18 protein-coding genes are annotated in these 23050 nt (G+C 54.9%); 17 read left to right on the plus strand and 1 reads right to left on the minus strand.

Going from position 1 to position 23050, the window contains the following annotated elements:
* Positions 1-89 precede the first annotated feature (89 nt).
* On the minus strand, positions 90-1148 hold the full coding sequence (locus FRY97_RS12455; RefSeq protein ID WP_147167868.1) for a Smr/MutS family protein: 1059 nt from the start codon (positions 1146-1148) through the stop codon (positions 90-92).
* A 67-nt stretch (positions 1149-1215) separates the two neighbouring features.
* Here FRY97_RS12455 and FRY97_RS12460 point away from each other — a divergent pair, with 67 nt between their 5' ends.
* From FRY97_RS12460 to FRY97_RS12540, 17 genes are all read left to right on the plus strand, one after another.
* Complete coding sequence (locus FRY97_RS12460; protein ID WP_170254622.1) at positions 1216-1866, plus strand: class I SAM-dependent methyltransferase; 651 nt, start codon at positions 1216-1218, stop codon at positions 1864-1866.
* Positions 1867-2382: 516 nt separating this feature from the next.
* The gene (locus FRY97_RS12465) at positions 2383-4932 is read left to right on the plus strand and encodes a TonB-dependent receptor (protein ID WP_147167870.1); all 2550 of its coding nucleotides are present in this window, start codon (positions 2383-2385) and stop codon (positions 4930-4932) included.
* Positions 4933-5056: 124 nt separating this feature from the next.
* Positions 5057-6064, plus strand: coding sequence for a 3-oxoacyl-ACP synthase III family protein (locus FRY97_RS12470; protein ID WP_147167871.1), 1008 nt, complete (start codon positions 5057-5059; stop codon positions 6062-6064).
* Between the two features lie 53 nt (positions 6065-6117).
* Entirely contained in the window at positions 6118-7626 is a 1509-nt protein-coding gene (locus tag FRY97_RS12475) for a class I adenylate-forming enzyme family protein (RefSeq protein WP_147167872.1), read from the plus strand.
* Between the two features lie 104 nt (positions 7627-7730).
* A complete protein-coding gene (locus tag FRY97_RS12480) occupies positions 7731-8873 on the plus strand; it encodes an AAA family ATPase (protein WP_147167873.1) in 1143 nt (380 codons plus the stop codon).
* Positions 8874-9111: 238 nt separating this feature from the next.
* A complete protein-coding gene (locus FRY97_RS12485) occupies positions 9112-9420 on the plus strand; it encodes an ArsR/SmtB family transcription factor (protein ID WP_170254623.1) in 309 nt (102 codons plus the stop codon).
* Positions 9421-9557: 137 nt separating this feature from the next.
* On the plus strand, positions 9558-10892 hold the full coding sequence (gene purB / locus FRY97_RS12490; protein ID WP_147167875.1) for an adenylosuccinate lyase: 1335 nt from the start codon (positions 9558-9560) through the stop codon (positions 10890-10892).
* A gap of 215 nt (positions 10893-11107) precedes the next feature.
* Positions 11108-12820, plus strand: coding sequence for a hypothetical protein (locus FRY97_RS12495; RefSeq protein ID WP_147167876.1), 1713 nt, complete (start codon positions 11108-11110; stop codon positions 12818-12820).
* A gap of 136 nt (positions 12821-12956) precedes the next feature.
* The gene (gene gldA / locus FRY97_RS12500) at positions 12957-13886 is read left to right on the plus strand and encodes a gliding motility-associated ABC transporter ATP-binding subunit GldA (protein WP_246141709.1); all 930 of its coding nucleotides are present in this window, start codon (positions 12957-12959) and stop codon (positions 13884-13886) included.
* 10 nt (positions 13887-13896) lie between these two features.
* On the plus strand, positions 13897-14595 hold the full coding sequence (locus FRY97_RS12505; RefSeq protein WP_147167877.1) for a hypothetical protein: 699 nt from the start codon (positions 13897-13899) through the stop codon (positions 14593-14595).
* A 9-nt stretch (positions 14596-14604) separates the two neighbouring features.
* Positions 14605-15336 carry a gliding motility-associated ABC transporter permease subunit GldF gene (gene gldF / locus FRY97_RS12510; RefSeq protein WP_147167878.1) on the plus strand — a complete coding sequence of 244 codons (732 nt, stop codon included), beginning with the start codon at positions 14605-14607 and terminating at the stop codon, positions 15334-15336.
* A gap of 75 nt (positions 15337-15411) precedes the next feature.
* Positions 15412-17157 (plus strand): gliding motility-associated ABC transporter substrate-binding protein GldG, encoded by a 1746-nt coding sequence (gene gldG, locus FRY97_RS12515; RefSeq protein ID WP_147167879.1) that lies wholly within the window; start codon positions 15412-15414, stop codon positions 17155-17157.
* 56 nt (positions 17158-17213) lie between these two features.
* On the plus strand, positions 17214-18254 hold the full coding sequence (locus tag FRY97_RS12520) for a DUF4340 domain-containing protein (protein WP_147167880.1): 1041 nt from the start codon (positions 17214-17216) through the stop codon (positions 18252-18254).
* Positions 18254-19573 (plus strand): zinc dependent phospholipase C family protein, encoded by a 1320-nt coding sequence (locus tag FRY97_RS12525; protein WP_246141710.1) that lies wholly within the window; start codon positions 18254-18256, stop codon positions 19571-19573. Before FRY97_RS12520 ends, FRY97_RS12525 begins: the two co-directional genes overlap by 1 nt.
* 204 nt (positions 19574-19777) lie before the next feature.
* Entirely contained in the window at positions 19778-20755 is a 978-nt protein-coding gene (locus tag FRY97_RS12530; protein ID WP_147167881.1) for a DUF368 domain-containing protein, read from the plus strand.
* The gene (locus FRY97_RS12535) at positions 20755-21522 is read left to right on the plus strand and encodes a shikimate dehydrogenase family protein (RefSeq protein ID WP_147167882.1); all 768 of its coding nucleotides are present in this window, start codon (positions 20755-20757) and stop codon (positions 21520-21522) included. The genes FRY97_RS12530 and FRY97_RS12535 overlap by 1 nt, the downstream gene beginning before the upstream one ends.
* A 78-nt stretch (positions 21523-21600) precedes the next feature.
* Positions 21601-22854, plus strand: coding sequence for a proline dehydrogenase family protein (locus FRY97_RS12540; RefSeq protein ID WP_147167883.1), 1254 nt, complete (start codon positions 21601-21603; stop codon positions 22852-22854).
* Positions 22855-23050 lie beyond the last annotated feature (196 nt).

The following is a 23050-nucleotide window of genomic DNA, read 5'->3' on the forward strand; positions in this document are numbered from 1 at the left end:
AGGCTATCCCAAAAACCGATTATACCACCAAATATGTGGATTATTTTCTAATAATAAAAATTTATATCTGATTTTTTGATGCCCCTGCGCTACAAGATGACTTCTGTAGCCCCGTAGCCGTACCTGGGGTGGTATTCATTTTTGAATGACTGCACATCCGGCATCTGCAGCAGGCGGGTAGCGATGGCATCGCGAAGACGGCCCTTGCCCACGCCGTGAATGATGAATACCCGGTCTACACCTAGCCGTATGGCCTTATAGAGGTATTGCTCGAAGTGGTAAATTTGGAGGCGCAAGATTTCCGCATTGCTCAGTTTGGCGTGGTTATCGGTGAGGTGTTCAATGTGGAGGTCGATTTCTGGCACAAAGGAAGCGAGCTCCAAGACTTCGTGGCGGAGCCGCCCTCTTCCCTGCGGCTTTTGGGAATGGGAAGGGCGCTTGTTTTTTAGGGTATAATCCCTGAGGTCTTCTGCGGGCGGCTGCTCCTGTTTCCCGGAGAGCAGCTTGCTGTCCATGAGGGTAAAGAGGTGGACCTGTTTGTTGAGCAAAGGCGCAGTGCGTGTACGCTTGAAGAACTGCTTGGGCTTGATACGGGTTTCCTGAGCCAGCTCTTTGCCCGTGCCTTGGGTGGTCAGTGGCCAGCAGGACAGGTAGACGGTAGGCGCATCGTTGAGGTCTCCAAAAGCCAATGCAGGGGCGAGCGGGTAAACCGAGGTGCGGTCAATTTTATGGTTTTCCCGTAAATGGAGCCGCTGCCCCAGCCGGATCTCAATGGAAAAAAGGAAATCTTGCCGGGTATCATTGATCAGCGACATCTCGTAGGCATCTATCTGCCCTAAGAGGTTGGCTACGGGGTCGAAGGCCAGCAGCAAGCCTTGGCTTTTCAGGATCAGGTATTGGCTCTCCGCTGCAGGCCGCTCTGGCGGGAGGGGGATTTTAGGCTTTTTGCCAGGTACAATCTTCGCTTTAGTAGGGGAAGGCGGGGAAAGGGGGCTGTCGATCCGGGCGATATCATCTAGGAAAGCTGGGATCTCAAAGCCGTCTTCATCTAGTTTTACGGAGACCATGCCATTGTCAAGCAGTGCAGTGACAACGCCCTCGTCTTTAGAATGGACAAACTTTACCCGTGTGCCAATAGAGAACAGCATGTTCTGTAATTTTGGGAACGAAACAGCATTTAAGAATTATCGTTCAAAAGTAAGCTTAGCAGGGGGGATGGCAAAGAGACTTGCAAATTTAAGATGGCGGGCAGCGCAGGCTGCGGAAATCCTTTGGTGGCGGCAGTACCTCAAGAGGAAGCCCCCTGAAGCTTACCTGGCTCAAAAAAAAGCTTATTGGGAGCGCCTGCTGTCCGAACAGGGCATGGGCGCCCCTGAAGGGGCAGAAGTGCTAGACGCGGGCTGCGGGCCGGCAGGCGTCTTTATGGTACTTGGCGGAGCCAAGGTGACAGCCCTCGACCCATTGCTCGACCGCTATGCTGCCCTCCCTCATTTTGCTGAGGCGGACTACCCTGGGGTAGCCTTCCGGCAGCAGGCATTAGAAGCCCTGAATGAGGAGGCGCGCTATGACCTTATCTATTGCCTGAACGCCATCAACCACGTAAAGTCGCTGGACCGCAGCCTGGCCAGCCTCTACCGGTCGTTGAAGCCCGGGGGCACCTGCTGGCTATCGACAGACGCTCATCATTTCCCTTGGCTGCAGCCTGTGTTCGCAGCACTGCCCGGCGATATCCTTCACCCTCATCAGTTTACACAAGAACAATACCTCCGGCGCCTGCTCAGGGCTGGTTTTGCAATAAAAGGGCAGCGCCTGCTCAAGCGGGACGGGCTCTTCGATTATTGGCTGTTCGAGCTGGTAAAGCGCTAGCGGCGCATTATGCGTCGGGGCATTTTTTACAGCGCTTGCCTTTTTTGTACTTCTTGCAGCACTTCTTTTTTGACTTGGCCTCGATTATGGGCAGTGGGAAGGGGAGGCGCAGTGCCTGAGGGTTGAAGTCGGTCCGGTTGTTCTTCCGTGTCATCAGCTTAATGGATAAAGCGGGTTAAAGTTTATTTAGACAAATTTAAAATAAGCGAGTTCAAAACAGCAATGATTTTCATCACTTTTTTGTCAGGCTTTTGCAAGAAAAAGAAACGACAAGTCAGCCCCTTTTTTAGGATAATTTAAATAATTGTTTTACAGTGTTTTATGTGGTAAATATTGTTTTTTTATGTGCATAGTCAGTGAGGGTGTAATGAGATGCACTCTTGGGCGTGGTGTGCCAATCTATAAATTTACACAACAGAATTATGAATGGAGCAGGCAGTGGTGTGTGAGATAAAATTTTAGCTCCTTGATTATTGCTGGCTGTTTATTCTAACCAAAAGTTGAAAAAACCTGATTATGAAACGACTGAGTACACTCACAGTCCTGATCTTCCTATGCCTTGGTGCATGGGCACAGAACGGGCAGATTACCGGTACCGTCCGGGACGCGAACACCAATGAGCCCCTCATTGGCGCCAACATTATCGTTGCCAACTCTTCTACAGGGACCTCTACGGATGAGAACGGCACATTTTCCCTGAATGTAAAAGCAGGGGAAGTCACGCTGGAAGCTTCCTACGTCAGCTATCAGACGATGCGGCTGTCCGTTACCGTAGCGGAGGGGGTCACTATCCGGCAGGATATCACGATGGAGCCCCTGGGCGTGATCGGCGAGGAAGTGGTCGTATCTGGCTCTAAAAAGCCGGAAAAGCTGACCGAAAGCCCTGCGACCATAGAAACGGTCTTCGCAAGGGAGATCCAAAGCTATGCGGGCAACCCCGCCGAGCTGATTGCCCGCCAAAAGGGCATCGATTATTTCCGTGCAGGCATTGCCACCCCGGCCTTCAATATCCGGGGCTTCAATTCCAATTTCAATTCCAAGAACTTACAGGTTACAGACGGGCGCTTTTCTACCCTTGTAGCCACCGGCCTGCCTTTCGGCCCGCTCAACACGACCATCAAAGAGGACATCGAGCGGGTAGAGGTCGTTTTGGGCCCCAACGCTACCATGTACGGCCCCAATGCTCACAATGGCTTGCTGAATACAGTGACCAAAGACCCCCGGACTTCCGAAGGCACGATGATCACCCTGAATGCAGGCGTGAGCGGCGATGGCGACCCCCTGTATTCTGTGCGTGCGCGCCATGCCAATGTCATCAATGACAAATTTGCCTTTAAGATCATGGGCGAGTACACACAAGCTACCGAGTTCGAATGGGCAGACTCTATTTTCATCGACCGCCTCGACGCTAATGGCAACCTGCGCGGCACGCCTGAGTATGCCGGCCCCGATGGCATAGCAGAAGGCTATGAAGAGCTGGAGCTTGACCGGGGCGTTGACTTTACCAAGCTGGAAGGCGCCCTGTATTACACCCCAACCGATGACCTTGAATTTGTGCTCAACTCCGGCTACAGCAATAGCAACTACCTTTCGCCTACCAATGTAGGCCGTAATCAGATCAAAGATTGGAGCATTTTTTACACTCAGCTGCGGGTAAACTACAAGAACCTTTTCGCGCAGGTGTACTATACCAAGAGCGCAACTGATGATACTTACTCCATTGACGACCGCACCAAAGCCTACTACACCGGCATTGACCTCCTTGGGCTGAGCGATGCAGAAGCCCGGGGCGACTTTTCCTACTCTACCGGTGCCCGTTTCCGGGACGACTCCGACCGCATCAATGCAGAGGTACAGTACAACAACACCTTCGGCAACCTCGAGCTGATCGCCGGCGGGCAGTGGCAGCAGGACCGTGCCAACAGCCTTGGCTCTTACCTCATTGAGGACCCCAAGCTCAATAGCTTCTACGATGGCGGCGCTATCGTCGTGAATCAGTATGGCGGCTATGCCCACCTGACCTATAACTTCGGCGGTGGCTTCAAAGCTTTGGCAGCAGCTCGTGCAGATTACCACGACGTCTACGAGTTCAACTTCGTGCCCAAGTTTGGCCTGCTCAAGGTCGGGGGCAGGGGCACATGGCGCCTGACCTATGGCAAGGGCATTGCCGCACCGACTATCCTCAATATGTTCGGCGATTTGTTCAGTGGCCTGATTTTGGGCAACGCAGAGGGCTTCACTGTGCTGGCTGACAACCCGGAGACTCCGGATGTCATAGAGACGGCAGAGGTAGCGCCGCAGCGGGTCGAACAGCTGCAGACCTTCGAGTTGGGCTACCGCGGGCAGCTGGTGAAGAACAAGCTTTTCCTAGATGCCAACGCCTACTACAATATTTCTAAAGACTTCCTGAGCCCTGTAACCGTCGTGGGCGTAGCTACTGAGCGCGGCGGTGTCCCTATTGCTGAGGTACAGTCAGGCTTTGCTACTTACGGCGGCCTTGTGGCTACCTACATCAACTTTGGTGAAGTCAATACCTATGGTGTGGACATCGGGCTGAACTACTACTTTACGCCAGAGATCAGTGCTTATGCCAATTACTCCTATTTTGACTATAGCGTAGATGAGGACAACCTGGAGAATGACTTCAACAACGACGGCGTGGTCAACTTCCTGGACATCTTGGTGAATGCCCCTACCCACAAAATGGGCTTCGGGCTCAACTACAACGGGCCTAAGTTTTCGGCCGGCGTCTTTGGGCGTTGGGTACAAGCTTATGATTACTTCTCCAGTTTCCAGATCGCCTCGCAGACACATGAAGGTTTGCTGTGGCGCGGCCGCCCAATTGTGGAGAATGCCCGCAGTACGGATGCCTTCAACTACGGCCCGCTTGGCGGTTTCACCACTTTCGATCTCAACCTCGGTTATCAGATCAATGAGCGGTACCAAGTCAACCTTTCTGCTGTGAACGTTTTCAACCAGGAAATCCGTGAATTCACAGCTGCTGCGCCCACAAAGGGCATCTACACGGTGGAGTTCCGGGTGAACCTTGCTCCAAAGAAGGATTAAACGCATTTTTTGCGGTCACATGAATGAGCCCCGGCAGATATGCCGGGGCCATTGTGTTCTTCCGCACTAGTTTTTTAATTTTGAAAGCGGGCAAGCCTCTTGGCCTGCCAAAAACGACATACGCATGCGCAATGCATACATCCGCTCAGTGGGCGCATATGCCCCTGAGCAAGTCATCCCCAACAGCTGGTTCAATGAGCAGCTGGGCGAAGATGTAGACACCTGGCTCCGCGAGAATGTAGCCATCTTCGAACGCCGGTGGTGTGCCCCGGACGAGAGCACGGCCGACTTGAGCGAGAAAGCGGCCCGGGTAGCCCTGGACCGGGCTGGCCTACAGCCGGAAGACCTTGACCTCATCATCATCTCCACGGATACCCCGGAATTCGTCTCACCTTCTACTTCTGCAGTGGTACAGGACAGGCTCGGCGCTGCTAATGCAGGTACTTTCGATATCAATACCGCCTGTGCCGGTTTCGTCACTGCCATGGATATCGGCACCAAGTATATCCGTTCGGATGAGCAGTATGCCAACGTGCTGGTCATTGGTGCATACGCTATGAGCAAGTACCTCAATAAGGCAGATAAAAAAACGGTGACCCTTTTTGCGGACGGGGCAGGGGCCGTGGTACTGCAAGCCACAGAAGCCCCTGGGGCGGGCTACCTGCACAGTGAGCTGCTCACGGAAGGGCAGTACAACGAGTGGATGGGCATCTATGGAGGGGGCGCCAAAATGCCCGTGACCCACGAAGTGATCGACCGGCACGAGCATCAGCTGCAGTTTGTCCGCCGTTTCCCCAAAGCGCTCAACCCTCAGATCTGGACCCGAATGGCCAACAACCTATCGGAAAGGGCCGGAGTGTCAGCCGCAGAGGTAGACCATTTTTTTATTACCCAGATCAACATCAACAGCATACGCGAGACCATGGAAATGCTGGGGCAGCCTATGAGCAAGGCACACACCGTTATGCACAATTTTGGCTATACAGGCTCGGCCTGCATCCCTATGGCCTTCAATCAAGCCTACGAAGAAGGTAAGCTCAAGGACGGGCAGCTGGCCTATTTTATCGGCTCTGGAGGAGGGCTCGCTTTTGCCAGCGCTTCCTTCCGTTTTGGCGCAAGCTTGGAAAAGTAAAACCCAACTTGCAGGGCCAAGCCTCGCAGGTTGGCCCTCAAAAGCAACAGGATATGATACAGCCACAGCAAGATTGGATACGCAAATGGGGCGTTTACAGCCCGGGCAAAGTGGCCGTTGCCGAAGCCGGCACAGGTCGGAGCCTGACTTATGGCGAGCTAGACCGTATCGGGGATGCCCTATGCCACCACCTGCAATCTGCTTATGAGGTGGAAAAAGGGAGCAGGATTGCCGTACTAGCCGAAAATTGCCTGGAGTACATTGCACTGTTCGTTGCAGTGCAGCGGATGGGCTGCACCTTGGTGCCACTGAACTACCGGCTGGCCAGTGCAGAGTTCGACTATCTTTTGAAAGATGCCAGCCCGGGCCTGGCCATTTGCGAAGCTAAGTTTGAAGCCTCCCTAAAGGCTGCCCCTGCTTTTGCACAGCTTCCACACTACTGGCCCCTGAGCGAGCTGTCTGCCTTTTGTGAAGAGCGCCGGGGCTACAACGGGCCTGCTTTCCCTCTGCAGCCTGTGGAGGAAGCGCATCCGGCTTTTATCCTGTACACCTCTGGCACTACCGGTTTCCCGAAAGGGGCTATGTACACCCACAAAATGCTGTTCTGGAACAGCATCAACACAGCGATGAGCCTGATTGTCACGGCAGAGAGCCGGACCATCAACGTCATGCCCCCTTTTCACACAGGAGGCTGGAACGTTCTCCTCACGCCTTTCCTCCACCACGGTGCTTATGTGCTGCTGATGCGCAAGTTTGACCCCTCTGCTGTTTTGCAGCTCCTGCAGGAAGAGCGGGCCACCTTGTTTATGGGCGTGCCCACTATGCTGAAAATGATAGCCGAGCTGCCGGCCTTCCAAAAAGCTGTATTCCCAGACCTGCATTACCTGATCGTTGGCGGGGAGCCCATGCCTATCCCTTTGATCGAGCAGTGGGACGAGCGCGGCGTAGCCGTGCGGCAAGGGTACGGTATGACTGAAGTCGGGCCCAACCTGACTTCTCTGCATCAAGATGATGCCATCCGGAAAAAAGGCTCGATCGGCCGTCCTAACTTTTACGTTCAGATCCGGATTGTAGACGACAAGGGGGTAGAGGTAGCCGCAGGAGAGCCGGGCGAGCTATGGCTCAAAGGCCCAATGGTGACCCCAGGGTATTGGCGGAAGCCCGAAGCCACGGCTAAGGCCGTCCATCAGGGCTGGTTCGCAACTGGAGACATGGTCATTCAGGATAAGGAGGGCTACCTCTTTGTCGTAGACCGCATCAAGAACATGTATATTTCTGGAGGTGAGAACGTTTACCCTGCCGAGGTGGAACGGGTATTGCGCTCCCATCCCGCAGTGGCAGAGGCGGCTGTGCTGGGCGTGCCCGATCAGCAGTGGGGAGAGGCAGGCTGCGCCTTTGTGGCCAGGGCCGAAGGGCAGGCCTGCAGTGCCGGAGAGCTGCAAGCCCACTGCCGGGCCCATCTGGCAAAATTCAAAGTGCCCAGGGATTTCCGGTTTGTGGCGGAGCTGCCCAAAACGGACACCGGCAAGATAGACCGGGGCGGGCTGAAAGGGCTGCTGTAGCCAGCCCACACTTTTGATCACCTCCCTAGCGGAAATCCGCGGACAACTCATTACCTTAAAGCCTTATTTTGCCTTTTGCGGGCGCTCATTACATAATAAGGCTTATGAAAAACATCTACGTGGCAGCTACCGGGCAGCATATCGGAAAGACGACTTCCACCCTGGGCATAGTTGCCAACCTACAAAAAATGGGCTACAATACGGGGTATTGCAAGCCGGTAGGGCAGCAGTACCTCACTGTCGATGGGGCAGTAGCAGACAAAGACGCGGTCTTGTTCTCCCAGGTGATCGGCTTTGAGCTTGTGCCCGACTGGCACAGCCCGGTCATATTAGCCCGTGGCGCGACCAAGTCTTATTTGGATGACCCCACCGCTTTTGACTACCCCGGCGATATCCGCAAGGCCGCTGCGCAGTTGGAGCCTGAGGTCGATGTGATGGTCTACGAAGGGACCGGCCACCCTGGCGTGGGCGGTATTGTAGATTTGTCGAATGCTGATGTGGCCAAAATGCTGGGCTCCGCCGTTGTCATGGTAGTAGAAGGGGGCATAGGCCGCACCATAGACCGCCTCATCATGAGCACCGCCCTGTTCCGGGAGCAGCAGGTGCCTATCGTAGGGGTCATCGTCAACAAGGTCATACCGGAAAAGCACGACGAAGTAGCCCACTACGTAGGCAAGAAGCTAGAAAAAATGGGGCTTCCCCTCTTGGGGGTTGTCCCATTCGATAAGACCCTGCTCTTCCCGATTATGGAAACCGTCAATCAGGCCGTGGATGGCCGGGTAGCCTTGAACGGGCACCGCCTCAACAACCGGGTGGAAGATATTATGGCCGGCTCTCTGGTCGATCTAGACGAGTTCAGCGCCTTCCGGAATATCCTGCTTGTGGTCAGCCACAAAAGGCTGAACGAAGCCATTGAGAAGGTCAAGGAGATCGCGCGCATGAAAAAGCTGAAGCGCTCCCCCTTGTCCGGGGTCATTGTCACAGGCGATGGCAAGCACGAAAATTGGTTCAAGCCGGAGAACATACAGCACCCCTACTTCATCAACAACGAAATCCCGGTCATCAGCACTCAATTGGACACCTATGGCTCAGTAGTCAAGGTCAGCCGGATTGAGGTGAAGATCAATACGCGCACCCCATGGAAAATCAAGCGGGCCATCACCCTGATACGCGAACACGTGGATTTCGACCTGATGATCCGCCGCCTGAAAGAGATAGCGGCAGAGGGGCAGGCACAAAGCCCATAAGGCGTCAGATTAGGTGCTGATTTTTTATGGGGCTACCCCCGCACAGCAGCGGGGGGCGCTATGCTCCGGGGCTCGCTCTTCGCTCGGCCCTACGGGCTTGCCACCCCTTCGCAGCGCTAGCCCGATGCCATCACAAAATCACGGCTTGCAGCAGTTGAGTTGGCGCCCAGTCCATAGGGGTTGTTTTGGCGGGCGCTTGGCTTTGTCCAACTGCTGTCTTAGCTTGCGGCCAAACCAAATGGCAAAGGGGGAATTTATGGTCGTCAATTCATCTTTTGAGCGCTACGGCAGGCAAGCGGAACAGCTGCGCGCTATTGCCCACCCCCTGCGGTTGGCCATCATTGGGCTGCTGCACCGGGAAGGGGCACAGTCGGTCACGCAGATATACGAAGCCCTTGGCGTAGAGCAAGCTACCGCTTCCCACCATTTGAAGATCATGCGGCAGTCTGAAGTGCTGCGCACGGTGCGCAAAGGGCGCTTTACCTATTACGAGCTCGCCGGCCAGGAATACCCCAAGATATTGGCCATGCTGAGCGGAGAGGGGTAGGCCATCCTTTCCGGCCAGCAGCTCTATCTGCCGATGTTGGCCGTCTGCTAAACGGGATAGCTGGTATCCTCTCTGTCCGTTGAAGTTGCTTAACCGCAGTATTGTTCCTATTTTTGCCGCCTCAAAACCACCCAGCTATGCTCACAGCCATTTCGCCCATTGATGGGCGCTACGCTTCCAAGGTGTCCGGCCTTTCTGCTTTTTTCTCTGAATACGCCCTCATCAAGTACCGGGTGTTCATTGAAGTACAATACTTCACCGCCTTGGTGCGCCTGCCTCTGCCACAGCTGCAGGATTTCCCCACAGGAAAGCTGGACGAGCTGCTGCGCCTTGCCAATCAGTTCAGTGAAGCAGATGCCGAAAAGGTGAAGGGCATAGAGCGGGTGACCAACCATGATGTGAAGGCGGTAGAGTATTTCCTTAAAGAAGCTTTTGACGAGCTGGGCATAGGGCAGTACAAGGAGTTCATCCACTTTGGGCTCACTTCCCAAGACATCAACAACACGGCTACCCCCTTGCTGCTCAAACACGCCATACATCAAGAGTGGCTGCCAGCGCTGCAGCAGCTCAGAGCACTACTCGCCGGGCTGGGAGAGGATTGGGAGGCAGTCCCTATGCTGGCGCGCACCCATGGGCAGCCCGCATCCCCTACTATGCTAGGGAAGGAGCTGCAGGTATTTGTTGCCCGATTGGACGAGCAGCTGCGGCAGCTGCAGGGCATCCCTTTCCGGGCTAAGTTTGGAGGGGCTACTGGCAACTTCAACGCCCACTACGCCGCCTATCCAGAAGTAGACTGGAAATCATTCGGCGATGGTTTTGTTGGCGGCTTCCTCCAATTGGAACGGGCTTACCCGACCACACAGATTGAGCACTACGACAACCTCGCAGCCCTTTTCATGGGCATGAAGCGCATCAATACCATCCTGATCGACCTTTGCCGGGACATTTGGACCTACATCTCTATGGATTACTTTGGGCAGAAAGTGGTGGCTGGCGAGGTCGGCTCCTCTGCTATGCCGCACAAGGTCAACCCTATTGACTTTGAAAATGCAGAAGGCAACTTGGGCTTGGCGAATGCAATCTTCACCCACCTTGCGGACAAACTGCCTGTCTCCCGCTTGCAGCGCGATCTGACCGACAGCACCGTGCTGCGCAATATAGGCGTGCCGGTTGCCCATACGCTCATTGCTTTTCAAGCCGTGCAGAAGGGCTTGGGCAAGCTCCTGCTCAACGAAGCCCGCCTCAATGAAGACCTCGAGCGCAATTGGATGGTCGTAGCTGAGGGCATTCAGAACATCCTCAGGCGGGAGGGCTACCCGCAGCCTTACGAAGCCCTCAAAGCGCTGACGCGGGGCAAGGCAGCTGTTGGCAAGGCAGAGATACATGCCTTTATCGATGCCCTTGAAGTGGGGGAGGAGGTGAAGGCAGAGCTGAAAGCCATCAGCCCTCAGAACTATGTGGGGCGGTATTGAAAAATATGCGATAGGGCACCTCACGAGCAGTAGGCATCTGACCTTGAGCGAGCCCCTGGCCAGCTTTTAACAATACATTAGCAAAGCATTTGCAGCCCAAACGGCCCGCGTTTGTTAGATTGTAGCAATCAATCAGACCGGCAGTGATGTGTGACCGTACCATAATGAGAAGTTGGGGTGGGAAATGGGCCCTGCTATTGTGCTGTTGCCTAGCCTTGGCGTACTGCAGCCCGGTGGAGCCCCCAAGGGCTTCTGCCCCACAGCTGACCGCCCATACTGCTGTTGCGGCAGCCTCAGGGTATGAAGTGCAATGGGGCAGGACAGCCATCCCGCTGTCGGCTTATGCCAATCCTAAAGTGTACCGTGGCCAGGCTGCTGTCGGCCTAGAGGAGTTCCATGAGCTGCTCGGGCAGCCCATCAGCCTCAGCTACCTAGGCGATTCCCTCGCATTTGAGCTCGTTGGCATCCACCGGCTGCCTTACCGGCGCTTTGACCCCTTTGGCATCTCCTTTCCTGATTATTCAGATTCTGCTGGCTTAGCTCCCGAAATATCAGACATTTTCCGTAGCGGCATACGCCCCGGAGACGCCATCGGGCTTCATCTATCGGCTGGGGACAGCACCATCATCCAATTTGCCCAGCTCTATATCAAAGACCCCTATCAGTCCTATACGCCTGAGGTGCGGGTGCCAGAAGTCAGACATACCGATGATACCTACGGGTTTCAGGTGATTCAGGAATCGGGGCAGCGGCCGATCCTCCGGGTAGACACGGCATCGGGGCCCACCCGTCATATTTATCAGCTGTACGAGCAGAACAACACCTACCGGGTGGTTCACATCCCTGGTTTTAAGACTGCCCGGCGGCTGCTGACAGACCGTGATCAGTTGTTTGCGACCCAAGATATCCGCAGGGCAGAAGTGCTGGATACCAGCCTGTCCGATTGGATGTTGCTGCCAGAGCTGACCGGGTATGAGGGGCTTCAGGCGCGTTTGGACTGGGGCGGGATGACCGCCTCCCCAGAAAGCCCACCTTATCACCTATGGGCGTTCCAGTCGGCCTTGGGACAGGAGCCCCGTTTGCTGATAGGCGCCGATTCTTTCCGCATCCACGGTTTTGAGCTTACGATAAGTGGTGAGGCCAGCCGGCCACAGCTGTTTGCCGGCACAGCGGTAGCGGCAGCGCCCCTTCAGAAAGTATTGTGGCAAACGCCGCCAGCTTCTTCTGTCTATTTCAACCGCCTAGTCGTCAGCAGGCCAGGCGCTCCAGATCAGCTGCTGCTCTTCCCACAAGCTTTTGCTTTCCACATCGAACGTCTGCTGCCCTATGAGCTCGAAATAAGCAAGGGCACTGCGGGGCAGCCGCGGGCCATGGCAGGGGAGAGCTGGATGAAATTGGAGAACTACCCTTTGCGGGCCGCCCTTTGCTGGCTCTTGAGCCTGGAGGAAGGGCAGATCGATTGGCAGGCTGTAGGGCCGGAGCCATCTATGACCGTAGCCTTTGCCAGCAAAGCGTATGCGCCACATACCGCCCGGGAGCTGATCGCCCATGAGCTGCTGCAGGGATATGGGCTGCGCATGGATTGGGCAGCCCCTCCCGCTCAATATGTACTGGAAGTAGCAGATGAAGCCTTGCTGAAGCAGTTCCACAATCCAGAAGACAGCCTACAGGTTTACCATAACCGGTACGACCACCTGGTTTTTGCCTTGGGAGCTGATATGGATGAAGTCAGCGGCCTACTGGAAGAAGCCTTTGGCAAGCCGGTAGTCAATGGTACCGGGCAGCCCACGTCCATGGGCTTCCGGGTTGAGCTTGACCTGGGCTCGGTAGCCGCTTGCCGCAAAGCATTGCAGCGCACAGGGCTGCGCCTGCGTGCCGATTATTCCTGCGCCCGCCTGAGGGTGAGCCCGTCTCATACTGCCCAATAGCCAGCCGAAGACGCAACTCTGCCCAGCTTTTGAAGGAAAATCTGGCGGAACATTATAGTTTTGTGCCAGCAAGCGCCACGGCGCCGGTAAAACCATCTTTCCCCGGGCGTTGTATACAAAGGCAGCGATCGCAACTTTGATAACCGAATACCTGATGCCGATGTCGGTAGTAGTGGAAAACCTGACCAAAGTTTACGGCGAGCAAAAGGCCGTCAATAATATTTCCTTCCAGGCACAGCCCGGGCAAGTCCTAGGCTTTCTGGGCCCTAATGGAGCCGGCAAGACCACCACCATGAAGATACTGACCTGCTATCTGCCCCAAACCAGCGGGCAGGCTGAGGTCTGTGGGCATGATGTGGCTGCTAGCCCGATGGAAGTCCGCCGGAACATAGGCTACCTGCCGGAGCACAACCCCCTTTATCTGGATATGTATGTGCGGGAGTACTTGCAGTTCATTGCCCGGCTCCACAAAATCAGCAAGCCTGCCCGGCGGATTGCCGAAATGGTAGAGCTTACAGGCTTGGGGCGAGAGCAGCACAAGCTCATTGGGGCGCTTTCCAAAGGGTACCGGCAGCGGGTAGGCTTGGCGCAAGCGCTTATGCACGATCCCCAAGTGCTCATTCTGGATGAGCCTACCTCCGGCCTCGACCCCAATCAGCTGGCAGATATCCGTGGGCTGATCCGTCAATTGGGGCAGGAGAAGACGGTTATTTTCTCCACCCATATCATGCAGGAAGTGAAAGCCATTTGCGACCGGGTGGTCATCATCAATCAGGGCAACCTGGTGGCGGATGATGCCATAGAAGCCCTACAGTCCAAAACCACAGGAGAGGCAGTCGTTACCGTCGCTTTCCTGAAAAAGGCCAGCAGCAAGGACTTGCAGGCCATCCCCGGGGCAAAAGAGGTGCGCAGCCTGGGCCACAACCGGTTCCAGGTCGTTGCTGATGCAGATCAGGACCTGCGGGAGCAGCTGTTCGACTTTGCCGTAGGGCATCAAAATAAGCTGCTGGAAATGCGGCAGGAGGTATTTGAAATGGATGAAGTCTTCCAGCGCCTGACGCAGTAAACTGCAAATTATGAGGTACAACATCTTTCTTATTTTGGCTATGCTCGTGAGCACTGAGGCATCCCTTCTGTATGCACAGGCAGACAGCGCCCGCCTTGAGGCCGCATTCCGCTTTCAGGATGGCGTGTACGCGGGCCGCGAGCAGCTCTTGGCGAACCGGCCTGCCCATACTTGGGACAGCCTGAACGTGCGGCTGGCTGCTAACCCGGAAAAATACCGTGCACAAGCAGAATACCTGCGCCATAAGCGCACCGGTCAAGATCTTGGTAGAGGAGAGGTCTGGGGTATTGTCATTGATGGGCTCCCATACATCCTTTTGGAGGAAGAACAAAGCAACGGGGCTATGGCATTCGCAGGGCTGCGTGTCAGGGGGCGCATCTGCTACTACCGGTTTGAAGAAGACCGGGTACGGGAAGTAGAGATTACGGCTTATAACCCCCTCACCGGGAAGCCTTTCCGGAAAGCGGCTGTGCAGCGGCCAGAGACGGTAGAAGTGGAGCGTATTTTTGATTTGGCCACCGGACAGGCAGGCCCGCTCGACCTGCCCACTGTGCGTCAGCTGATTGCAGGCGATGCTCAGCTTTTGCGCTCCCTGGAAGAACAGGAAGCCCCGGTTGGCAGCGAGCGCCTGTACAAGATCGTGCTGATCTATGATGACCGAAACCCTTTGTGGCTGCCTGTTGGCGAGGCAGTGAAGAACAACAAATAAAACCTGTTTATGTCGAGCATCTTTCTGAAGGAGATCAATGCTTTTTTCAGCTCCCTGATCGGCTATATCGTCATCGGGGTATTTTTGGCGACCACTGGGCTGGTCCTTTTTGTCTTCCCAGACACTAGCCTGCTCAATGTCAACTATGCCAGCCTCGGACCGCTTTTTGAGCTGGCCCCTCTGGTTTTTCTTTTCCTCATCCCTGCCGTGACGATGCGCTCCCTTTCAGAAGAGTATCAGACGGGCACCATAGAGCTGTTGGCTACCCGGCCTATCGGCAATTGGGAGATTATCGGGGGCAAGTTCTTGGCGAGCTTCGCCTTGGTAGGCTTTGCATTGCTGCCCACCCTGCTGTACTATTATACCATGTACGAGCTGGGCAGCCCGGCTGGCAATATCGACAGCGGGGCCGTGGCCGGTAGTTACATCGGCCTGTTCTTCCTGGGCGGTGCCTATGTAGCTATAGGTATTTTTGCATCTTCCCTCAGCAACAATCAGATTGTCGCTTTTGTGCTGGCGACTTTCCTTTGCTTCTTCCTTTATTATGGTTTCGATTTCTTGAGCCGGATGCCGGTATTTGTAGGACGGCTGGACGATGCCGTGCAGATGTTCGGCATCGACTACCACTATCGGTCTATCAGCCGTGGGCTCATCGATACCCGGGATCTTGTTTACTTCCTTTCTGTTATCGCCCTATTTCTGGCCCTGGCCCTGCTTTCAGTGGAGCGGCGCAAATGGTAGGCTGGCACAGCCGCCCGCGGCATTGATACAACTCGTGTTCATTATTTCTGCAGAAAAGTGTAACTCTGTAAGTACATGGCAAAAAGAAAAAAAGGCAACCGGCAATCCGATAAGGCGCAGTTCCTAGTGCAGATGGGCCTGTTTATCGGCATTCTGTTTTTTGTGAATATCCTGGCCAACGCGCGCATAGGCGGGAAAGCGCTGTATACCTACTTGGATATGACGGAGGAAAAGCGTTTCACCCTAACGCCCGCTACCGCTGATATGCTGGAACAGCTCGATGATGTCGTCTTCATCCGCGTCCTTTTGGAAGGGGAGTTCCCGGCTGGCTTCAAAAGGCTGCAGTCTGCCGCACAAGATGTCTTGGACGACTTCCGGGGCGTCTCGGGCTTTGTGGAGTACGAGTTTGAAAACCCCAACGATGGTACTGTCGATGAGATCAACGAGCGGCGTAAAATACTCCGAGAGCAGGGCATTGTGCCCACTCAGTTGACTGTGAAAGGGGTAGAAGGGACGGAACGGAAAATGATATACCCTTACGCTATAGTGTACTACAAAAACCGGAATATCGCGGTCAACTTATTGGAGAACGAAGTGCCGGGCATGCCGCAGGAAGTGACCCTCAACAACTCGGTGGGGCTGCTGGAGTACAAGCTGGCCAATGCCATCTCCCGCCTGCAGACTACCCGCAAGCCCAACGTGCTGTTTACGGAAGGTCATGGCGAGCTGCGCCCAATCGAAACAGCAGACCTGCAGAAAGACCTGCTCAATTACTACGAGATTGGGCGTGTCAACCTCGATAGCGTAGTCGCTATAGGAGAGGATTGCAGCGTGCTGATCGTCGCCAAGCCTACGCAGCCTTTCTCAGAGCGGGATAAGTTCAAAATTGACCAATATGTCATGAACGGCGGCAAGGTGGTATGGCTGTTGGACAAGGTGAGGGTAGACCTCGACAGCCTGCAGGGGCGCTCCAAGTATTACCCCAACGAGTATGACCTCAACCTGGACGACCTCCTGTTCCGGTATGGCATACGCATTCAGCCCAACCTGGTGCTTGATATGCAGAGCTCTTCGGTGCCTCTTGTGGTGGGCATGCAGGGCAATGCCCCGCAGTTCGATAATTTCCGTTACCCTTACCACCCGGTCATCGCTCCGCAGGGGCAGCACCCTATTGTCAAAAATATGGGGCTGATCAATTTGAAATACCCCAGCACTATTGATTTGGACGTGACGGTCAAAACGGAAGTGGAAAAAATCCCCCTGTTGCAGTCTTCCCGTAATACCCGGGTGCAGTTCATCCCGGTAGAAATGAACTTTGAGTTCCTCCGCTACGATTTAGAACCGGATAAATTCAATCAGGAGCCACAGACCTTGGGCTTGTTGTTGGAAGGACAATTCCCTTCTCTTTATCAGAACCGCGTAACGGAAGCTATGCTGGGCGGCCTTCGGGAGCTGGGCATGGAATATAAAGCCGAGAGCCTGCCTACCAAAATGGTCGTTATTTCTGACGGAGACCTGGCGCGCAACAAAGTGGCCAGAGACGGGCAGTCTTACAGCCCGCTGGGCTACAATGAATTTGATAAATACCTTTTTGCCAACAAAGACCTGCTGAGCAATGTCTTGGAATACCTTGTAGATGAAAACGGGGTCATTCAGGCTAGGGGCAAGGAGGTGAAGCTGCGCCTGCTGGACAGTGTCCGGGCGCGGGACGAAAAGAGCTGGTGGCAGCTGTTCAATATCGGGCTGCCTTTGGTTTTCTTGGGTATTTTTGGCTTAATCTACAATGGGCTACGCCGCCGCCGTTTTGCGCGCGCGGCCTGATCCGTATTCACGGGCCTTGCCGGTTGGTGGGCCTGCAAACACACTGGGAAATTACGATGAAAAGGACTTTGATTTTAGTGATGCTGTTCCTGCTGCTTGGCGGCGGTGCATTTTGGTACCTGAACGAAGACGAGGCACAACAGAAAACGACGCTGGCCGGCGCAGACCGGGACTTTGCTGTGCCCGATATCGAGCGGGTGCACAAGATTTTTATTGCCGGGAGGAAAGGCGAGCGTACGACCCTGGAAAGGGACGGAAAAGGGGGCTGGCTCTACAACGGCCAATTCGAAACGAACATGCAGGTAGTGCAGCCGCTGCTCGATGTCATTCAGCAGGTGCGCATACAGTATAAGCCGCCGGTCAAAGCAGTAGACAATATGGTGAAGGTGCTGGCTACGGAAGGCATGAAAGTGGAGCTGTACGATGAAGCAGGGGAGAATCTGAAGACCTATTATGTTGGGGGCGCAACTGCCGATGAGCGGGGCACCTATATGATCATGGAAGGGGCCGATCAGCCCTATGTGGTAGAACTGCCAGCCTGGGAGGGCAACGTCAGTGTCCGCTTTAAGCGGTTTGGTGACGAATGGCGCGACAAGATCCTTTTTAAAACCCCAATCGAGGAGATCGCATCTGTCTCAGTGGAGTACCCTAAGCAAAAGAACCAATCTTTCCGGGTGTCGAGGGCGGGGGGCAGTTTTAAAGTCGCTCCTTTTTACGAGATCACTCCGGAGATCAACCGCCCTTTCCGGTCAGGCAGTATTGAGGCTTTTTTGGTCAACTTCGAGAGCATTGGTGCAGAATCGTTCCGTAACGACCATGTAAAAAGGGACTCCGTGCTGCGGCAGATCCCTTTTTGTACCATCACATTAGTCGATCAGCAGCAAGATACCACTACCGCGAGCTTTTACCCGATGTACCCAGACAATTACGTCACTCAGGACCCCAAGACCGGGGAGTACCTGACCCCAAGCCAAGATATTTTCCGCTATTTTGTATGGTGGAATGACAAAGATTTTATGTTCGCTCAGCATATGGTGGTGCAGAAAGCCTTTTGGGGGTACCCCTCCTTTTTTCAGGATGCCAAACTGTTGAACTGATGGAACGATTGCGCACGCTGCTCGTGCAGCCCGCCCGTATGATCCGCTCGTCTTTTACGTGTGCCGGTGCTCCGCTCAAACGGGTCAGGCCTTTCCGGGTCAGCCCATTTGTATTTGTCTTGGTTTGCCTGCTTCTTGCCGGGGCAGCCCCATCAGAGCGTTGGGGCTTCTGGGGGCACCGCCGGATCAACCGTTTGGCGGTGTTCACGCTGCCCCCGGAGATGATCCCCTTCTTCAAGCAGAACATAGAGTACCTCACCGAGCATGCTGTAGACCCGGACAAACGGAGGTATGCGACCCGGCATGAGGCGGTGCGTCATTATATTGACATCGACCACTGGGGCAAAGCGCCTTTCCCGGAAGTGCCCCGCAACTGGACGGATGCCCTGATGAAATTTACGGAGGTGGGGCTGTTGCAGCCGAGTGGGGATACCCTTCTCCTGAGCCGGGATACCGTTGACGGGCGCGTCTTGATCAGTTTAGACTTGGGCGCGGGCAAGGTACAGGCGCCCTATGCCTCTGCATACCGGTCTTTCTTTCAGGAAAACCTTATGCCGCAATATTATGAGGACGAATGGCGGGTAGACTGTGACACGCTGCGCGAGCTTTTTGGCCTGTCGGCAGAAGCCCTGCCCTGTGCATCTGCTTATGCTGTAGACCACTTTTCTGAATATGGGATTTTGCCCTATCATCTGCCGGTCATGCAGCGGCGGCTCACGGAAGCTTTCCGCAGGAAGGATGTGCCGGCCATATTGCGCACAGCTGCAGAGTTTGGCCATTATATAGGGGATGGGCATGTGCCCCTGCACACTACCGAAAATTACAACGGGCAGCTCACCAATCAGGTAGGCATACACGCCTTTTGGGAGAGCCGTATACCCGAGCTTTTTGCAGACCGCGAGTACGATTACTTTGTCGGGAAAGCCGATTACATCGCCGACCCCAATGCCTATTATTGGGAAGTGGTGTTGGCCAGCCATGCCTTGGTAGACAGTGTGCTGCACATAGAGCGGGAGCTGAGCGAGACTTTCCCGGAAGACAAGCAGTATTGCTATGAAGAGCGCCTGGGCCGGACGATCCGCACGCAGTGCAAGGAGTACGCTGCGGCCTACCACCGACGGCTGTCGGGCATGGTAGAGCAGCGCCTGCGCGATGCAGTGCATGCCATAGGCAGTGCCTGGTACACCGCCTGGGTGGATGCCGGGCAGCCTGACCTGAATATAGACCGCTATGAGCTGAGCCCAGGGGAGGCTGAAGAGCTTCGGGCACTAGAAGAGCGGGTACAGTCTGGAAAACAGCAGGGCAGGGCCCATGAATAGCAGCCACTGCCTGGCTGTGCGAGCGATGCGGAAGGCAGCCTCCGGCTGGCCCGACGCAGGCAGGGCCGTAGCCTGTAGCGTAGCGGCCCCTGGTGCATAGGACCTGCCTGGCAGGGGCGCACCCTCTCTACCGCTATCGAAACCTGCTGACATAACCCCCTGGTGTAGGGCAATTATTTGGTGGCATTGCGTAGTTTTGCCGGCATGAGTACATGGACTGCAAAATTGAGCCTGGCCTTGAAAGGCATGGCTATGGGTATGGCGGAAGTCATCCCGGGAGTATCGGGCGGTACAATCGCTTTTATCACAGGGATTTATGAAACCCTGTTGGATACCATTAAAAACATATTGGGGCCGGAGGTATGGCGGGCTTTCCGCAGCGGAGGGCTGGGCTCAGCCTGGGAAAAAGCGAACGGCAGCTTCCTGGTGGCCCTATTGGCGGGCATGTTGGGCGGTATCATCGTCGGCGTATTTGGCATCACCCACCTGCTAGAGCATTACCCTATTCTATTGTGGGCTTTCTTTTTTGGGCTCATCATCGCCTCTGCCTTATACATAGGGCGTCAGGTGGGGCGGTGGAGCGGGGTAGAAGCGGTGGGCCTGATAGCGGGCACGGTCATTGCCTACATCATCACGATTGCCAGCCCTGCAGAGGGTAGCACGAGCCTTGGGCTGGTCTTTGTTTCTGGGGTGATCGCGATATCGGCTTTGATTTTGCCAGGCATATCCGGCAGTTTCATCCTGCTGCTGATGGGCATGTACACCATCATCATCCCAACCATCAAGGAGGCGATCAAGACCTTGGCGCCGGAGAGCTTGGTGGTGCTCGGCGTGTTTGGGGCTGGCTGCCTGCTCGGGCTGGCGACTTTCTCCAGGGTGCTGTCCTGGACGTTCAAGCACTATCACAACCCTACATTGGCCGTCCTTACCGGGTTTATGCTGGGCTCCCTGAACAAAATCTGGCCATGGCGCAAAGCCATCCTTGGGCTGACCGAGGAAGGTGAGCTGGTGAGCATCGGCCCTGGCGTGGTAGTGGACAAGGTAGTCCGGGAAGCTAACCTGCTGCCCGGGCAGTACGCTGCTGAGGTGGGGCCTGCTTTTTTGGGCGGAGCGGTAGCCTGTATGCTGGCCGGCTTGGCTTTGGTGTTCGTATTGGAATACGTAGACCAAAAAGATAAGTAATGGCAGCAGCAGACCAATACGAGCGGCTTTTTGGCCTGATCGGCTACCCTTTGTCCCATTCCTTTTCGAAGCGGTACTTCAACGAGAAATTTGCCAGGGAGGGTATAGCGGGGGCTTTCTACGAGCTGTTCCCATTGGAGCAGATCACAGCCTTCCCTGCTTTGTTGGAAGCCCACCCTAACCTAATCGGCCTGAACGTCACCATCCCCTACAAACAGGCGGTCATCCCTTATCTGGACCGGCTTGATGAAGGGGCAGCACAAGTGGGCGCAGTGAATACGATTGTGCGGCGCGGGGGCGAGCTGGTAGGTTATAATACCGATGTGATCGGGTTTGAGCAGAGCTTGTGCCGCTGGCTGCAGGCCAATGGGGTGAAACTGGACGGGCTACAGGCGTTGGTGTTGGGCACGGGCGGTGCTGCGAGGGCAGTGGCTTATGTGCTAGGCCGGTTAGGGGTCGCTTTTCAGCTGGTGTCCCGTAAAAAGGGGGAAGGGCAATTGGCTTATTCAGAGATAGATGAAGCAGTGGCTAAGGCGCACCGGCTGATCGTGAACACTACCCCCCTGGGGATGTCGCCCAATACGGAGGGGTGCCCGGCACTGCCCTACGGAGCAATGGGGGCAGGCCACTTTTTGTACGATCTGGTGTACAACCCGGAAGAGACCCGCTTTATGGGAAATGGGCGCTTGCAGGGCGCAAAGGCGATGAACGGCCTGGAGATGCTGTACGGCCAGGCAGAGGCCGCTTGGGCTATTTGGAACGCCTGAGCCAAAGCGGCAAATTATAGATAGAAAAGCTTGGATTATTGGCTATTGCCCGTAAATTGAACCGCAAATTGATGCTACATGGAAAAAGCAGGTAAGCCCGTAATGGATATCGAAAAGACAAAGCAGGTAGTGGAAGAGGTACTGCACGGCAATCAGAAGCCGGTAGTGGATTTTGCCAACACTCAGATTGCCTTTGCCGGCAAAGACGATGAGGAGCTGAAAAAGTCTGCCTGGATTTTTGGGCTGATGAACCGTCATTGGCTGGTGGGCATAGGCTCAAAATTGGGGCTGGCCGCCATAAAAATGCACCTGCCATTTGTGGAGGCCATCGTCAAGCATACCATTTACGAGCAGTTTTGTGGAGGGACGACCCTGCTCAACTGTATGCCGGTCATCGAAAACCTCGGGCGGCAGAAGTGCTTTACCATCTTGGACTATGGGGCGGAGGCCAAAGAGACAGAAGAGGAGTACAATCAGACGATGAACGAGACCATCCGGGCCATAGAGTTTGCCGGGAAATCGGAGCAGATACCTGTGGTCAGCACTAAAGTGACCGGCATGGCCCGTTTTGGCTTGCTGCAATCCCTACAGGAAGGGGAGCCCTTCACTAAAGAGACGAGGCAGGAGTATAAAAACGTGCTTAAACGGTTGGATGCCATCTGTCATGTGGCGGCGCGCAGTGGGGTGAGCGTGTTCTTCGATGCCGAGGAGTCTTGGATACAAGACCCGATCGACCACTTTGTGAATATGATGATGAGGCGCTATAACAAGGAGCGGGCGGTGGTTTACAATACTTTCCAAATGTACCGTAAAGACCGGCTGTCCTATCTGATCAACTCCTTCCATCAGGCAGAGCGCGGGCAGTTCATCCTTGGCGCCAAGCTGGTGCGGGGGGCTTATATGGAAAAGGAAAGGGCCAGGGCAGAACGTCTGGGCTATGAATCTCCTATACACCCCAATAAAGCGGCCACCGATGATGCTTATAACACGGGCATCCGTTTTTGTCTGGACAATTACGAGCGCATCGCTTCCTGCAATGCCACTCACAATCAGGATTCCTGCCTGTTGCAGGCCGCCCTCATTGAGCAGCGCAAATTGCCCAAAGGGCATCCACACCTCAATTTCTGTCAGTTGTACGGAATGAGCGACAACCTGACGTTCAACCTCGGTGCAGCGGGCTACAATGCAGCCAAATACCTGCCTTACGGCCCGGTGAGAGAGGTGGTGCCCTATCTGATCCGGCGCGCAGAGGAGAATTCTTCTGTGACCGGGGATATGGGGCGGGAGTTTAAGCTGGTGCAGCAGGAAATGAAACGTAGGGGATTGGCGTAATGCGAACTCTTCTTTCTATCAGTAGTTTATCGAGTAGTCTCGAAAATATTTGAAAAAATCCCCCGGTTTAGGCAGCAGTTGCCTTTGCCGGGGGCTCTGTTTATGACAGAAGAGGCTGGGCAGCATGGCCTGCCTCATGTAGGGGAGTAATATTCATTTCCAGGTTGCTCAGTACACAACAACAGTCTTGCCAAGG

The organism is Phaeodactylibacter luteus (assembly GCF_007993045.1).
GTDB classification, from domain to species: domain Bacteria; phylum Bacteroidota; class Bacteroidia; order Chitinophagales; family Saprospiraceae; genus Phaeodactylibacter; species Phaeodactylibacter luteus.

Coding starts and splice junctions, on each gene's coding strand:
- FRY97_RS12525 (WP_246141710.1), top strand. CDS start 18,254: ATGGAACGATTGCGCACGCTGCTCGTGCAGCCCGCCCGTATGATCCGC.
- FRY97_RS12480 (WP_147167873.1), top strand. CDS start 7,731: ATGAAAAACATCTACGTGGCAGCTACCGGGCAGCATATCGGAAAGACG.
- FRY97_RS12470 (WP_147167871.1), top strand. CDS start 5,057: ATGCGCAATGCATACATCCGCTCAGTGGGCGCATATGCCCCTGAGCAA.
- FRY97_RS12530 (WP_147167881.1), top strand. CDS start 19,778: ATGAGTACATGGACTGCAAAATTGAGCCTGGCCTTGAAAGGCATGGCT.
- gldF (WP_147167878.1), top strand. CDS start 14,605: ATGTCGAGCATCTTTCTGAAGGAGATCAATGCTTTTTTCAGCTCCCTG.
- FRY97_RS12475 (WP_147167872.1), top strand. CDS start 6,118: ATGATACAGCCACAGCAAGATTGGATACGCAAATGGGGCGTTTACAGC.
- FRY97_RS12520 (WP_147167880.1), top strand. CDS start 17,214: ATGAAAAGGACTTTGATTTTAGTGATGCTGTTCCTGCTGCTTGGCGGC.
- FRY97_RS12540 (WP_147167883.1), top strand. CDS start 21,601: ATGGAAAAAGCAGGTAAGCCCGTAATGGATATCGAAAAGACAAAGCAG.
- FRY97_RS12535 (WP_147167882.1), top strand. CDS start 20,755: ATGGCAGCAGCAGACCAATACGAGCGGCTTTTTGGCCTGATCGGCTAC.
- FRY97_RS12485 (WP_170254623.1), top strand. CDS start 9,112: ATGGCAAAGGGGGAATTTATGGTCGTCAATTCATCTTTTGAGCGCTAC.
- FRY97_RS12455 (WP_147167868.1), bottom strand. CDS start 1,148: ATGCTGTTCTCTATTGGCACACGGGTAAAGTTTGTCCATTCTAAAGAC.
- FRY97_RS12460 (WP_170254622.1), top strand. CDS start 1,216: ATGGCAAAGAGACTTGCAAATTTAAGATGGCGGGCAGCGCAGGCTGCG.
- FRY97_RS12465 (WP_147167870.1), top strand. CDS start 2,383: ATGAAACGACTGAGTACACTCACAGTCCTGATCTTCCTATGCCTTGGT.
- purB (WP_147167875.1), top strand. CDS start 9,558: ATGCTCACAGCCATTTCGCCCATTGATGGGCGCTACGCTTCCAAGGTG.
- FRY97_RS12505 (WP_147167877.1), top strand. CDS start 13,897: ATGAGGTACAACATCTTTCTTATTTTGGCTATGCTCGTGAGCACTGAG.
- gldG (WP_147167879.1), top strand. CDS start 15,412: ATGGCAAAAAGAAAAAAAGGCAACCGGCAATCCGATAAGGCGCAGTTC.